13 protein-coding genes and 3 riboswitches are annotated in these 14569 nt (G+C 38.2%); of the genes, 6 read left to right on the plus strand and 7 right to left on the minus strand.

All coding sequences use genetic code 11. From position 1 onward, the window contains the following. Positions 1-46: 46 nt before the first annotated feature. Complete coding sequence (locus AC3A54_RS16260) at positions 47-2308, minus strand: sensor domain-containing protein (protein WP_487655242.1); 2262 nt, start codon at positions 2306-2308, stop codon at positions 47-49. A 188-nt stretch (positions 2309-2496) separates the two neighbouring features. Next, a riboswitch (cyclic di-GMP riboswitch) is annotated at positions 2497-2582 on the plus strand. A gap of 24 nt (positions 2583-2606) precedes the next feature. Between AC3A54_RS16260 and AC3A54_RS16265 the strand changes: the two genes are divergently transcribed. The 3 genes from AC3A54_RS16265 to AC3A54_RS16275 all read left to right on the plus strand — a co-directional run bounded on the left by AC3A54_RS16265 (position 2607) and on the right by AC3A54_RS16275 (position 6396). Continuing rightward, a complete protein-coding gene (locus AC3A54_RS16265) occupies positions 2607-2744 on the plus strand; it encodes a hypothetical protein (RefSeq protein ID WP_335548738.1) in 138 nt (45 codons plus the stop codon). Positions 2745-2930: 186 nt separating this feature from the next. After that, complete coding sequence (locus tag AC3A54_RS16270; RefSeq protein WP_487655243.1) at positions 2931-3839, plus strand: DMT family transporter; 909 nt, start codon at positions 2931-2933, stop codon at positions 3837-3839. Between the two features lie 403 nt (positions 3840-4242). Further along, on the plus strand, positions 4243-6396 hold the full coding sequence (locus AC3A54_RS16275) for a methyl-accepting chemotaxis protein (protein ID WP_487655244.1): 2154 nt from the start codon (positions 4243-4245) through the stop codon (positions 6394-6396). A 66-nt stretch (positions 6397-6462) separates the two neighbouring features. Here the strand turns inward: AC3A54_RS16275 and AC3A54_RS16280 are convergent, their stop codons facing one another. Both AC3A54_RS16280 and AC3A54_RS16285 read right to left on the minus strand, forming a co-directional pair. After that, positions 6463-6894, minus strand: coding sequence for a DoxX family protein (locus AC3A54_RS16280; RefSeq protein ID WP_487655245.1), 432 nt, complete (start codon positions 6892-6894; stop codon positions 6463-6465). 27 nt (positions 6895-6921) lie between these two features. Next, complete coding sequence (locus AC3A54_RS16285) at positions 6922-7707, minus strand: dioxygenase family protein (protein ID WP_487655246.1); 786 nt, start codon at positions 7705-7707, stop codon at positions 6922-6924. Positions 7708-7916: 209 nt separating this feature from the next. Here AC3A54_RS16285 and AC3A54_RS16290 point away from each other — a divergent pair, with 209 nt between their 5' ends. Both AC3A54_RS16290 and AC3A54_RS16295 read left to right on the plus strand, forming a co-directional pair. Beyond that, a complete protein-coding gene (locus tag AC3A54_RS16290; RefSeq protein ID WP_335545553.1) occupies positions 7917-8456 on the plus strand; it encodes a helix-turn-helix domain-containing protein in 540 nt (179 codons plus the stop codon). Positions 8457-8511: 55 nt separating this feature from the next. Further along, positions 8512-8596, plus strand: a riboswitch (ZMP/ZTP riboswitch). 48 nt (positions 8597-8644) lie between these two features. Further along, the gene (locus AC3A54_RS16295; protein WP_487655247.1) at positions 8645-9484 is read left to right on the plus strand and encodes a bifunctional 5,10-methylenetetrahydrofolate dehydrogenase/5,10-methenyltetrahydrofolate cyclohydrolase; all 840 of its coding nucleotides are present in this window, start codon (positions 8645-8647) and stop codon (positions 9482-9484) included. Between the two features lie 37 nt (positions 9485-9521). Here AC3A54_RS16295 and AC3A54_RS16300 read toward each other — a convergent pair whose 3' ends face one another. From AC3A54_RS16300 to AC3A54_RS16315, 4 genes are all read right to left on the minus strand, one after another. Continuing rightward, a complete protein-coding gene (locus AC3A54_RS16300; RefSeq protein WP_487655248.1) occupies positions 9522-9797 on the minus strand; it encodes a hypothetical protein in 276 nt (91 codons plus the stop codon). A 150-nt stretch (positions 9798-9947) separates the two neighbouring features. Then, positions 9948-10670, minus strand: coding sequence for an amino acid ABC transporter ATP-binding protein (locus AC3A54_RS16305; protein WP_487655249.1), 723 nt, complete (start codon positions 10668-10670; stop codon positions 9948-9950). Next, positions 10667-11350: an amino acid ABC transporter permease gene (locus tag AC3A54_RS16310; protein ID WP_487655250.1), complete on the minus strand. Its 684-nt coding sequence runs from the start codon at positions 11348-11350 to the stop codon at positions 10667-10669. The genes AC3A54_RS16305 and AC3A54_RS16310 overlap by 4 nt, the downstream gene beginning before the upstream one ends. 55 nt (positions 11351-11405) lie before the next feature. Continuing rightward, positions 11406-12203 carry an ABC transporter substrate-binding protein gene (locus tag AC3A54_RS16315; protein WP_487655251.1) on the minus strand — a complete coding sequence of 266 codons (798 nt, stop codon included), beginning with the start codon at positions 12201-12203 and terminating at the stop codon, positions 11406-11408. Between the two features lie 81 nt (positions 12204-12284). Next, a riboswitch (Lysine riboswitch) is annotated at positions 12285-12467 on the minus strand. Positions 12468-12660: 193 nt separating this feature from the next. Here AC3A54_RS16315 and AC3A54_RS16320 point away from each other — a divergent pair. Next, complete coding sequence (locus tag AC3A54_RS16320; protein WP_487655252.1) at positions 12661-14313, plus strand: M20/M25/M40 family metallo-hydrolase; 1653 nt, start codon at positions 12661-12663, stop codon at positions 14311-14313. Positions 14314-14569 lie beyond the last annotated feature (256 nt).

Consider the following 14569-nt stretch of genomic DNA (forward strand, 5'->3'; position numbering starts at 1 on the left):
CCCCCTCAAGCTAACAACATATTAATTACTTTATTACACCGCTCAACTAGGCACTCATAAACTCTTCTATATTGATCTTGGACATCGGTTTTGCATAGTAGTATCCCTGGATTTCATCACAGTTAAGTTGTTCCAATATTTCTATTTGATTTTTTTCCTCTACACCTTCCGCAACAACCCTTAATCCAAGTGTATGAGATAAGGAAATAATTGAATGAATAATTGCTGCATCTTGTTTATTATTGAAGATACCATTAATAAATGAACGATCAATCTTCAGGTAATCTATAGGTAGTGATTTAAGGTAGCTTAAAGATGAATACCCAGTCCCAAAGTCATCCAAGGAAATACTAACCCCTAGCTGCTTTAGTTGCATTAGTTTTTCAATCGCATCCTCCACATTGTATAATGCGACCCCTTCAGTAATTTCTATATTTAGATAGGCTGGAGAAAGATCACTCTCATTTAATACTTGCTCGACCATTTTCACAAAATCATCTTGTAAAAATTGCCTACTAGAAATATTCACACACACATGAACTGGAGGTAACCCTTTCTTTTGCCATTCACTGTTCTGTTTACAAACTGTTTCTAAAACCCATTTCCCTATAGAAATAATTATCCCCGTTTCCTCAGCTAGAGGAATAAATTCAGTAGGAGATACAGCACCTAGGAGAGGATCGTTCCACCTTGCAAGGGCTTCTAAACCAGTGACTTTGTTGGTGTATAGATTAATTTTAGGCTGGTAAAAGACCTCTAATTCATTTTTCTCTATCGCTTTACGTAATCTCTGTTCTAGCTGTAACCTTCTACTTGACTTTTTGCTAAACTCAGAAGTATAAATTTGATATTGGTTTCTTCCATATTCTTTTGCAACATGCAAGGCGGAACTAGCCTTCTGAATCACGTCCTCCAAGGAGTCCTCTTTTTCTAAAAAGGCAAGCCCAATGCTTGCAGTTATCCGAATTTCCTGGTCCTCCAATATTAATGGTTCAGAAAAGTACTTCAATAAATAATTTGCTAAATCTGTTGCCTGACTCTTAATTGTATAGGGCAAATAAAGAATGAATTCATCCCCTCCGGCACGAGTAACAGCACCAACATCTTGAATAGAATCTACTAATCTATTTGAAATTATTTTAAGCAATTGATCACCAACACGATGTCCAAAGGTGTCATTAATTAATTTAAAGCGATCAAGATTAAAAAACATCATGCTAATGGGTATTCCTTCTTTTTTAAACCTTTGAAACTCCTCTTTAATAAAGGTATTTAAATAATTCATATTAGGGAGACCAGTTAAAATATCATGATTTTCCCTATAATGTAATTCTGCTTGCGCTTTCTTTCTATCAGTGACATTTAAAACAATACCGATAATTGCTGATTCCCCGTTAATAGTGGTTAAGTTGGCTTGGATTTCAAGATATCTTGTTGTTCCGTCATGTGCCTTAATCTGGATCTTATCTATAACAAAGGACACTTTTCCGTCTTTTAGCTTTCGAAATTGCTTAAATAAACGTTTATTGTCATCCCTAATATAGTTAATAAAATTGGTACCAAGTAATTCCTCTTTACTTATTCCAAGAATGTTTGTAAACCATTGGTTTACAAAGACCATTTTGAAATTCTGAATTAAAAAAACTCCCACAAGTGCATTTTCAACCAAGATTTTATATCTCTCTTCAGACTCCTTCAGATGGAATTCTAATTCTTTTTGTCTAGTAATATCAATGTTGGAACCATCATATCTTTCTAGACTTCCATCCTCATTGATAACAGGTAACCCTCGATCACGTATCCAGCGAACCTCACCGTTTGGCTGAGTAATACGATACTCAAATTCATACTTCTCAACATCATTCCATTTTTCATCAATTTTTTTGACAACAGAAAAATCCTCGGGATGAATAGAATTTCTCCAAAAATCAGTATTATTTAATCCTTCTTCGCGGGTCTGACCGTAAATATTTTCTACCCCTTTAGAGAGAAGCATATTTTTCTCCTTATTAATTGACCAAATAGCAATATCAAGATTATTAAAAATACTTTCCAAGAGATCTTTTGTTTTTATTGGTTCCAGTTGCTTCTTTTTATTCTTCTTAATAAGAATCCCAATAAGTACGGAAATCAACAGATTTATTAACATAAGTGCCACTAGTGAAATAACATCATACTCTCCCATTTCACCAGGCTTCAATGATATAAAAACTAGATAGAGAAAAGGAGGAAAGTTATAATTAACCAACAATATAATCCATATTTTTCGATCTATACTCCTTACTAATTTAGAAGAAACGTTCAACAAATTTCTCACCCACCTATCAACTAGTTCAATTATACTGACTTTTCTTTAATAAACATATATTTTGTCGAAATATAAATAATTATTGATAATTGGGAAAATTTTATAGTTTACTTAATATCTAATCAGTCAAAAAAAAAATAGAATTTTTATGGTAATTAACTTATTTATGATTATAATAGAAACAGTGAAAAAATTTAGGGCAAAATTACTGAAAAGTGATGACGCAAAGCTATAGGGACCTCAGACTTTTAGACTAGGTCAGCCAGCTACCATCAAACTGTAAAAGGAGAAAAAGTTGATGTCTAAGACTAATTGGCTTACACCCGAAGAAGTGATTGTAAGAAAGAAGAGGAAAAAGGGCCTTATATATGTATCCTTCATGCTCGGTACAATCCTACTCAGTGCATTAGTAACTATTCTTGCAAACCAAATATAAGATTAAGGATTCTAGCCCAAGCTAGAATCCTTTTTTTATTTTGGGAAAAAGAGAGGATATGCCGTTGGGAATATCCCCTAGTTGAGCCCATGGTGAAACGCTAGTATAATATAAAATAGTTTAGTTTGCTAAAGCATAAATAAAGAGTAAATGACCTGATAGCAGGCATCGTATTAGGGGGAGAACATGAAACAGGAAGAAGCTTCAAGGTCCATTGCCTTGCCGCTTACCATTTCCATTATAGCCATCTCGTTTTCAGCTATCTTTGTCAAATGGTCAGACGCACCAGCCTCAGTTTTGAGTATGTATCGGATGTTATTTGCGAGTATTTTAATGCTCCCAATCGTTTGGAAACACCGGCATGAATTTAATAAAATAGAAAAGAAAGATTGGTTCTTTTTATTTTTTTCAGGCTCATTTTTAGCCTTACATTTTGTCCTTTGGTTTGGATCTCTTAAGTTAACAACTGTTGCCAGTTCAACGATTATTCTTGCCTTGCAGCCAATTGTATCGTTAGTCGGGGGCTTTTTACTTTTTAGAGAGCGAACGACCTTATCCGCCTTAATGACAATGGGAATTGCGATTATTGGCGCCATTATGATTGGCTGGGGAGATTTCGGGTTGAGCGAGGATGCCATTATGGGGGATGTTCTTTCCTTTTTAAGTGTCATCTCCGTTGTAGGCTACCTCTTAATCGGCCAAACTATCGTGAAAAAAATATCCCACTGGCTTTATAGCTTTTGTGTGTTTTTCTCTGCGGCTGTAGTTTTAATGATTTATAACTTTTCAACAGGTGTGGACTTCGGCGGTTATCCAGCTAAGGAATGGGGAATCTTCCTTTTACTTGCGACCGTACCTACCGTAAGTCACGTCATAAATAACTGGCTGTTAAAATACGTCAATGCCACCACGATTTCTATGAGTATTTTAGGAGAGCCAGTCGGGTCAACTATTTTAGCCTATATTTTATTACATGAAAGGCTAGTTCCTTGGCAAATTGCTGGAGGGGTACTCGTGCTGGTGGGCGTCTTTTTCTTTATGACTCAGAAGCAAAAACCACTTCCACAAGTGGTTGAAAAAGAGACATTTCAATAGGAACTAAGAAAAGCGCAAGCGCCTTGATCAGCCCCGACAGGCAAATGTTCTTCGGCAAGAAAAGTCGCTCTTTGACTTTACTTGCCGAAGGTTATTTGACCCGAGGGGCTAGGCGCTGGAGCTGGACAATTCTCTAAGTCGAACTTTATACATTCTTAATATGTCAGAAAGGAAAAATAACCCGCTAAACTCTTCATGTCTAGTAGGTTATTTTTTTTGTTTATTTTCTATGTTCCTTTAAAGAAAAGTGACTATAGCCTTAGATAAAGTGTGACATTTATCATAACAACCTGCTCCTCTTAGCTAATATATTGATATAGTAACTATTTTCTTTATTTGGAAATTTCTATATTAGAACAGATATATTAATCTAAAAATTAACAACTAAAAGGGAGAGTAATGTATGTTTCGAAAAGTGTCAATGAATGTAAAACAAATGGGAAGTTATATCATTATTATCTTATTTTTTATTGTTATAACAGATGTTTCCTATAACAATGTAAACCATCTTAGAGATCAAACCATTACAATTGGAAAAACAGATGTACCTAAGATTATTTTAGTAGCAAACGTAAAGGAAGAATTTAACCGCATTGTACAAAATACCAATAAGCACGCATTTGTCCATGAAGCCCAAGAAAAAGAAAAGATAGAAAAACTTATTAATGAAGATATAGCAAATACTAAAATGAATTTAGAAAAAATGAAGAAATTTAATTATAATAGTCAAACTGAAAAATTAATTGCCGATTTCAATAAAAATTTTGAACAGTATATCGGAAACTTGCCTATATTCTATAAAGAATCAAGGCAAAATAATTATGAGAGTGTACATAAACACGTAAATAAATTGAGTCTTATAAGCGAAAAGAATAATACTCTACTTGAAAAGCTCTATCAGTCAGCTCAAGAGGATGCCAATGTTACTATTGATAACGCCTATAAAGATTCTAATAGATTCAATTATGAGATCCTTGTTCTTTCAGTTATTGCTTCACTTTTTAGCTCATTAATCGCCCTGCTTACGACAAAACTCATTTCGCGAACCGTTAAAGGGCTCGTGAAAAATGTGGAGGTTACAACTACCTCCGTTACTGAAATTAAAAAGTCAATTGATAAGACAGCCATTAGTGCTCAAGAATTAGACGCCTCAATGAACAAAGCAAATAACTCTGTAAGCGAACTGGTCGATTCTATTAAACAGGTTGCTGGAAACACCACTACAACCGCCTCTGGTGTAGATGAAATCTCAGCAGCAATAGAACAAATGAGTGCTTCAATAAATTTGGTAGCTGGAAGCGCAAACACACTTTCATCTTCGGCCGAAGAAACTTCTTCTGCCATACAAGAAATGATGGTTTCTATTGAGCAAGTAGCTGGAAATGCCGAGAATGTAAATGCGAACGTAGAACATATTTCTGAAGCTATCGAAGAAATGAGCAGATCCATTAGAGGAGTTAGCGAAAATGCAGTTGGATTGACAAATACCGCGGAGCAAACTTCTGAAACGGTTGAGGAAATGATTGATTCAATTAAACAAGTTGCTGCCAGTGCCCAAACAGTAAACAAGTTGAGCCATTCAGTTAAGTCTGATGCAATTGAAGGGACAAAATCCTTGAACGAAACATTGAATGGATTGAAAGAAATTTCGCGAGTGATCAACCAAGCAAGTGATGTAATGCAAAAGCTCGGAAAAAGTTCAGAGGAAATAGGAAGTATTATTGAAGTTATTGATGAGATTGCTGACCAAACTAATCTATTAGCACTGAATGCCGAAATTGAGGCTGCACGAGCTGGTGAACATGGTAAAGGATTTTCTGTGGTTGCTTTAGAAGTGCAAAAATTAGCAGAACGATCTGCTCAAGCAACAAAAGAGATTGCACTTTTAATAAATGGAATTCAGTCGGAGACTGCTTCTGCTCTGACCTCAATAAAGGAAGGGGCTCACAAAGTAACTCTCGGAAATGAGCTAGCGGATAAAACAAATCGAGCAATCAAGAAAATCACAGAGGGTATAGCACAAGTAACTGAGGAAATGAACCAAATTGCTAAAGCAACGGAAGAACAAAAGAAAGATAGTGAATTAATTACCCAAGCTGTTGAGAATGTTACAATGCAAACCATTCAAATGACTAATTCAACAAAAGAACAAGTGACCACAGCTGAAGAAATTGTAAAGGGAATCATAAATACAAAGGATCAGGTGATACAAATATCTATTGCTACAGCAGAACAAGCAAAAGGTGGTCGAGCAATCGTAGAGGCAGTGGAAAATGTCGCAAAACAATCAAGCTCGGTGACGAATGCGACGAGTGAACAAGCTCTAACTTCAGATGAAATTGTTCAGAATATCATAACTATTAAAGAAACCGTTAAACAAATGACTACAGCCATAAATGAACAAGCAAAATACGGTCAAGAAATTGCATTAGAGGTTGAAAATGTACTGAGACAAACGGAAGAGTTAGATTCGAGTATTGAAATGCAAACTAAAGAATTGAAAGATGTAGCAGGCGCTATTAGCGAGGTCAATAATCAAGTTAAAGTATTAAAATAATGCTTTACAAATTAAGTTAATCAAAAAAACCTGCTAGAATAAGTACTTTTCTAGCAGGTTTTTTATTTATGCCGCTTTATGATTTCCACTTTTATTTGATTGCTTATTAAAAATTACTTGGTCAAGGGCAAACAATTGGCTGTCATTAATTGCAATCACTACAGCCATCACTAGGAAAGCTAAATCTAGTTCATAACCTGCCATTTGGCCATTTCCTAAAAATCCGACAGCTAATTTTACTTTAATTATGGCACCAATCATGACGAGGGATAAAAGAATAGACACGACTCTTGAACCTAACCCAAGCACTAATGCTAATCCACCAACCAACTCAATCACTGCCACTACATATGCCAGTCCACCTGGTAAACCGATACTGTCAAACCAGCCAACAATATTTTCTATTCCGCCTTGGAACTTAGTAAGCCCGTGGATCAAAAAACTAATCCCTAAAACCACTCGTAAAATGAATGTACTGACTTCAAATTTATTATTCATAAAAAATCCCTCCTGTATTTTGTAAAATTAATTAAACTGCCATACACTATGGCTTAAGCTTCCATATCGGTAGCTGCGGTGCAGTAATTCTGCTTTTTTTCCATTGTCCGCTGCACCAAGCGCATAAAAAATTGGAATGAAGTGCTCTGTTCCATATGGTGGCACTGCTAGGTTTGCTGTGGGAGCCAACGACTGATAGTTGAAAAGTGATTCTATATCCCAATTCTTCAGATGACGGGCTAACCACTCATCAAACGCGAGTGCCCAGTCATCAATTCCGCCGGTGCGATCCTTATCCCAATTTAACGCTCGGAGATTATGCACCGTTCCTCCACTGGCAATGATTAAAACATCTTTTTTTCTTAAATCTGCTAAGGACTTTCCAATCTGATACTGTTCTGCAGGTGAAAGATTTGGATTGACCGACATTGAAATCACTGGTATATCCGCATTTGGATACAACATTCTCAATACAACCCATGCACCGTGATCCAACCCGCGCGAAGCATCAACTTCATATGAAACGCCTTGACTAGTGAATAGTTCGGTTATTTCTTTAGTGATGTCATGATTTCCCTTTGCTGGATATTCTATTTTGTACAAGGCTTCAGGAAATCCGCCAAAGTCATAAATCGTTCGGTAATCTTCAACACTGCTCACCTGTTGCATTTTCGACTCCCAGTGGGCAGAAAATAAGACAATTGCCTTTGGTCTTGGCAGAGTACGGCCTAACTGATTTAAAAACTGAGTGTACTCATTGTTTTCAATTGCAAGTAACGGTGCTCCGTGAGCGATAAATAATGATGGAAGCATACGATCCTCTCCTTAAAGTTTTATATAAAGGGGTTTGTGACTTTTTATAAAGATAATATATTCATATTAGAAAACTACTAGACGAAATTTAGTTTCCTATTAGGAATAATTATTATCTATAAGATAACTCCAAACACTATGGATTGTCAACTGTTTTTTTGCTAAGATAGAATTAAGTTTTATATTAGGAAACATTCGAGGTGATTTACGTGGATATCGGATCAAAGATTCGCGCGATACGAAACAGAAAAAAAATAACAATTGCGCAAATGTGTGAAGGAACGGGACTATCGAAGGGCTTTATCAGCAATGTCGAAAACAATAATACCTCTCCTTCCATTAACACCCTGCAAACAATAGCGACTTTTCTTGGAGTGCCGTTACCCTATTTACTATTGGAAAAAAAGCAACATATGCGCGTCATCAAAAAGGCCGAACGAACAAATTCGACCTATAACAACTTAAAAATTGAACATTTAACGTCACAAGGCGGCTTACGCATGATGTTGGTCGAGTTTCCTCCGGGTGCATCCATGGGTGAAGCTAATGCCCATGAAGGCTTGGAAAGCCACTTAGTGTTAGAAGGGAAGGTCCTTGCCGAACAAGGGGAAGATTCGTTCATCTTGGAGGAAGGGGATACCTTTAGTTGGAACGCTAGCGTCCCACACTTTGTTAAAAATGTGGGTGAGGAAAAAGCGATAGTACTGATCTCCGTCTACTCTGATACAAAATCGAATGATGTTTTCTAGTTTATTATTTCGGTTGACATTTATCCTTAATATGATATCTTTTTCATATAACAAAAGCAGTCACAGTAACTGACGACATCTGTGGAAACAACCACAAGGAAGCTGTGTACTTATATGGTCGGGTCGTCTGGGCAGAGATAAGGATGTATTTCCTTATCTCTTTTTTATTTTCTTTCGGAGGCGATAATATGGAAAAAATCATTTTAGATGGAACTGTTGTAGCTAAAGAAATCAAAGAAAAATTAAAAGGACGAATTGAAACGCTTAAGGAATTTGGGATCATCCCGTGCCTTGCCACCATTTTAGTAGGAAATGATCCTTCCTCAGAAACATACGTAAGAATGAAAGGAAATGCTTGTAAAAAATTAGGCATCCATTCGATTCGGGCTCATTTGCCTGAAGAAACAACGACAGAAGAATTGTTAGCAGCCATTCAAAAATTAAACGAAGATGAAACTGTACATGGGATTCTCCTGCAGCATCCGGTTCCATCGCACATCGATGAGCGCCTGGCTTTCGAAGCCATTGATATCCGAAAAGATGTAGATGGGGTGACAAGTGCAGGTTACGGCCAGACTGCATTAGGGTTTGGAAAGTACCCTTCCTGTACACCAGCAGCGATTATGGAAATCATCAACTATTATAAGATTCCAGTCGAGGGGAAACATGCAGTTGTTGTAGGGAGAAGCCCGATCTTAGGTAAGCCTGTCTCGGCTTTACTTCTTAATGAAAATGCGACGGTGACAACGTGCCATTCCAAAACGACCAACTTACCTGATCTGATAAAACAAGCGGATATTGTTGTGGCAGCGGTAGGAAAGCCTAAGTTTATTCAAGGGTCCTGGCTGAAGGAAGGTGCTGTTGTCCTAGATGCTGGATATAACAAAGGGAATATTGGAGATATCGATTATGAGGCATGTTTAGAGGTTGCAAGTGCCATCACACCTGTCCCAGGTGGTGTAGGTCCTGTTACCATTTCCATGCTCTTGAAACATACGGTGGATTCGGCTGAAAAAAATAAATTTTAAAGAAAAATAGGAAGCTAATCTTAAAAAGACTAGCTTCCTATTTATTTACCTTTTTAAAAAGTTTCCTTTGTTTCATGTAATCGATAGCCTTAGTTTTATTCTTTTGTTTAGAAACATATTCTGCTTCGTTTTTATCACTATAATAGTTATTAAATCTTTCTTCTGGAAGAGTACCTTCAGAAATAGCCTTTTTAACTTCACAGTCAATCTCGTTTATATGAGTACAGTCAGAAAATTTACAACTCCTGGATAACTCTATTATATCTTCATATCCATGATCTAAGTTTTTAACTACTTCTTTATTAAATTTCATTTTTCAACTCCCTCTTTTATCTTGTTGAACCAACCTACAACATTACTTCAATACTAAAGTGCATTTCTCCTTCTTGAAGAAATGCACCATTTACTTTAATAAGCAGAAAAATGACGTGTGGCAATTCACACGTCATTTTTGAATGGGATCCTATAAGATTTGATTCAAGAACCGCTGTGTCCGCTCATGCTGAGGGTTCACAAATATCTCGCTTGGATGTCCTTCTTCTATTATATTGCCGTCCGCCAGCATGATCACACGGTCAGCCACTTCTCGGGCAAAGCCCATTTCATGGGTAACGATAACCATGGTCATCCCTTCGCGAGCAAGGTCCTTCATAACCTGAAGCACTTCCCCTACTAGCTCAGGATCCAATGCCGAAGTTGGCTCATCAAACAGCATTACTTTTGGTTCCATTGCCAACGCTCTTGCAATCGCCACCCGCTGCTTTTGTCCACCAGACAGCTGCTCCGGATAGTAGTTTGCCTTTTCGGCGAGGCCAACCTTTTTCAAAAGGGTCATCGCTTTTGCGCTAGCCGCTTCTTTCGTTTCTTTTCTAACAAAAATTGGGGCTTCAATTATGTTTTCTAACACGGTTTTATGCGGGAAAAGATTGAAATGCTGAAACACCATTCCTACCTTTTCTCTCACTTTATTCAAGTTTGATTTGGTGAGGTCAATTTTTTCAGAATCAATCGTAACCTCTCCCTGCTCAGCCACCTCTAAAAAGTTTAAACAGCGAAGCAATGTACTTTTTCCAGAACCACTGGCACCAATCAGTACAACCACTTCTTGTTCATTTACTTGCAAATCAATATTTTTTAACACGTCAAGCTTTCCAAAGGATTTTGATAGATTACGAACATCAATCATGCGACACGTACCTCCTTCGGCTTACTAACATCCAATTTCTTTTCCAAACGGCTGGCAATCCATGTGAAAAGAAGAACGATAATTAGGTAATAGATTCCAACCACAAAATACGTTTCAAACGGCATATAGTTTTCACCTTGTACACTAAGAGCCGTGTTGTAAAGGTCTGTTACCGCAATATAGGCAACGAGCGAAGAATCCTTTAAGCCAATAATGAACTGATTGGCAAGGGATGGAATTGATCTTTTGAAAGCCTGTGGGAAAATAATCCTTCTCATCGCGAGTGAATAGGTCATTCCAAGCGACCTGGCCGCTTCCAACTGACCGCGGTCAATTGATTGAACCGCTCCTCTAAAAATTTCTGCGATATACGCGCCCGCATGAACACCCAGTGCTAATGCCCCCGCCGTGAAGCTATCCAAGTTCACGATGTTGGCAAGTCCATAATATAAGAACATGATCTGAACAATCAGTGGGGTTCCGCGAATAATCCCAATATAGATGTCGGCAATGCGATTTAATAGTTTACTAGTGGAGATTTTGAAGGCGGCAAAAATGATACCAATCACCATCGCAAATAATAAAGAGATTGCTGTAATAGAGATCGTCATCCAAGAAGCTTTCAAAAAAGCAATTCCATGCTCACTAAAAATACTAATAATATTATCTAAAAAAACCACGAGGCTTACCTCCTTAATTTGTCAAAGGGGGACAGTCCCCCTTCGACACAATTTCTTACTTTTCCATTACGTTGGTGTTGAACCATTTCATACTGATTTTTTCATACGTACCATCGTCAATCATAGACTGGATCGCCTCGTTTATTTTGTCAGCGAGTTCTTTGTTTCCTTCAGCAACCGCTACGCTTACACGGTCTTCGTTCAACAATTCACCGATTGCTTTGATTTTTAGACCTTTTTCATTTTTCGCACTTACCCCAACAATTTTGTCAGTGATCACCGCATCCAAGCGCCCAAGTGCCAAGTCTTGAAGAGCGTTGACGTCTGTTGGATAGCCTTTCACTTGATCAGATAGATCCTCGGCCATATCCTTCCATGTGCTCGCTTGAATAACGCCTATTGACTTACCCTTAAGGTCATCCTTTGATTGAATAGCTGTGTTGCCTTCCGCAACAAAAATCTGTGCACCAGATAGATAATATGGATTCGTGAAGTCAACCTGCTTATCACGCTCAGGTGTAGCCGTCATACTTCCGATGATTGCATCATATTTCTTCGCTTTTAACCCTTGAATAATCGTTTCCCATGGATTTGTTACAGGATTTGCTTCTAGGCCGATCCTCTTCGCAATTTCTGTTCCGATTTCAACGTCAAATCCAGTTAATTTACCGTCTTTCTTAAAGTTTAAAGGCGGATATTGCCCAGTCATAGAGAACGTTAAGGCACCTTTTTTCACTAATTCATTCTTGCCACTGCTAGCTTTTGCTGCTTTTTCTCCGTCAGCCTTCTCTGTACCACAAGCTGATAAAAGTAACATCATCGCCGCAGCTAATAAAATTGCAAACTTTTTCATAAATATACCTCCCTAGTTGATAAAAAAACACCGTCACATATGCGCATGACGGTGTTCGATACACCCTCATCAATTAGCATTGGCGAAGATAGTTCTCCACAATTCCAAGGAACTGTGACAGTTCTGCCCCTATTCGAGTGCAGACCCAGCTTTCTGAAAAAAGTGATTTCAGAAGCTTCGGCGATTAATCCTTTTTCCTATTTTCATAGATTTCACTGAATCTCCCATAGGATACTAATAAAAATCGCGACCTCTACCCCATCTAATGCTTAAAGACGAGGATTTTTATATTTAGTTTGACGAAACTTTTTTTAGTATATAAAAGTATTCTAACAAATGCAATAATATTTTTAGTGGAATTTACATCCAAATGAAAAACCTTGACGGGTTTTCTTTCTTGAGATACATTTTTCTAAAATACCAAACTTCCAAATTACTAGAAAAGAAGGTTAGGCGTATGTTGCACTGTCGAGAAGATGTATTGGCATTCACGAAACAGCTCGTAAACATTGAAAGTGTCGTAAATACTTATGGCGAAAAAGCCATTGCCCAGGCTTTATATGCAATGATTTCCTCATGGCCCTATTTTTCAGAAAATCCAGGCCAACTGGTTTTAGAACAGACCCACAATGACAATCAAGAGCGGTATAATGTGCTGGCGTTTGTCAAAGGAACAAAGGGCACGAGCAATCGAACCGTCATCCTAATGGGTCATACGGACACAGTCGGAATTGATGATTTTACTCACTTAAAAGATCAGGCCTGCTATCCCGAGGAGCTAATGGAATCCTTGAAAAAAGAGGATCTGCCCGCTTCTGCACAAAAACATTTACAGTCGGGAGATTGGATGTTTGGTCGTGGCGTCCTTGACATGAAAAGCGGAGTTGCTAGTCATCTTTATCTCTTAAAATATTACTCGGAACACCCTGAGGAATTAGACGGAAACCTGGTTCTTTTAGCAGAATGTGATGAGGAAGACAGCTCACACGGTGTTCTTTCTGCGTTAAAAACATTGAAACGCTGGAAAAATGAACATGGTTTCTCCTATTCCGCTGCGATTAATGCTGACTTCGTGGCGCCGCGCTATGAAGGCGATGACAATCGGTATATCTATAAGGGAACGGTCGGAAAACTGTTGCCATCGTTTTTTATTACAGGTGCAGAAACGCATGTAGGCTCAGCGTTTGAAGGCCTCGATCCTAACTTTATCACGGCTGAACTGACTCGACAAATCAACTACAATCCAGAGCTTTGTAACGAAGCGTTTGGCGAGACGACCGTGCCTCCTGTTTCGTTAAAGCAAATGGATTTAAAGCCATCCTATACGGTTCAAACGGCTTTGTCTGCTTATGTGTATTACAATTTCTTTATCCATTCCTGGTCTCCAAAGGACGTACTTGAAAAATTAAGAGAACAGGCCCATATTGCATTTACCAATGCCCTGACTTCTTTTGAAGATAGATATAAGCAGTACAGTACATTGAGCGGTGAACCTTATGTCCAGCACCCTTGGAAGTCGAGGGTCATGACGTACGAGGAAATGGAGCAATTATTAGTTTCTGAGAACGGCGAAACGTTCACGGCACATATGGATAAGTTTAAAGAGAAGCTTTTAAATAATACGGAATTAGATACGCGCATGTTTGCTGCGAGAGTGGTGGAGGAAGCGTGGAATTGGATGAAGGATAAGAGCCCTGCGATTATTCTATTTTACTCATCCTTATATTCTCCTAGGATCGAATTGACTGGAAAAACAGAGGATGAATTGAACTTGATCCATGCGTTGGATGAAGCGGTAGAGGAAATACAGCCACATTATCCACATCCGATTGTGACGCGAAATTTCTTCCCGTATATCTCGGATATGAGTTTTGTCGCGCTGAGTGATGATGAAGCAGGCATTAAGGCCGAAACCAGCAATAATCCTGGATGGGGCACGAAGCTCTTTGTTGACTACCAAGACATCCGCGACATCAATGTACCTGTAATCAACATCGGACCATACGGCTTAGATGCACACAAAAAGCTCGAACGAATGGAAATGACCTACTCACTAGAAGTTGTTCCAAACCTAACCAACCTTGTGATTCAGAAAGTATTAAACAAATAGCTATTTTAAAGCACTTGTTGATTGGAGTGGAAGGCGCGAAGACTCCTGTGGGAGTATGGTTCAGGGGAGACCCCGCAGGCGCAAGCGCCGAGGAGGCTCGCCGAAACACCCACGGACCGCTCGCGCCTGGAACGGAAATCAACAAACTATTTAATAGAGCGGTTTTTTAAAAAGCTTGTAGACTTCCTACAAGCTTTTTTTACTATAAACATGTAAAATAAAAGGAAATTAAGTAAGAAAAGCGGAAGCTCCTTGG

This window comes from Neobacillus sp. Soil_C_43 (assembly GCF_057656715.1).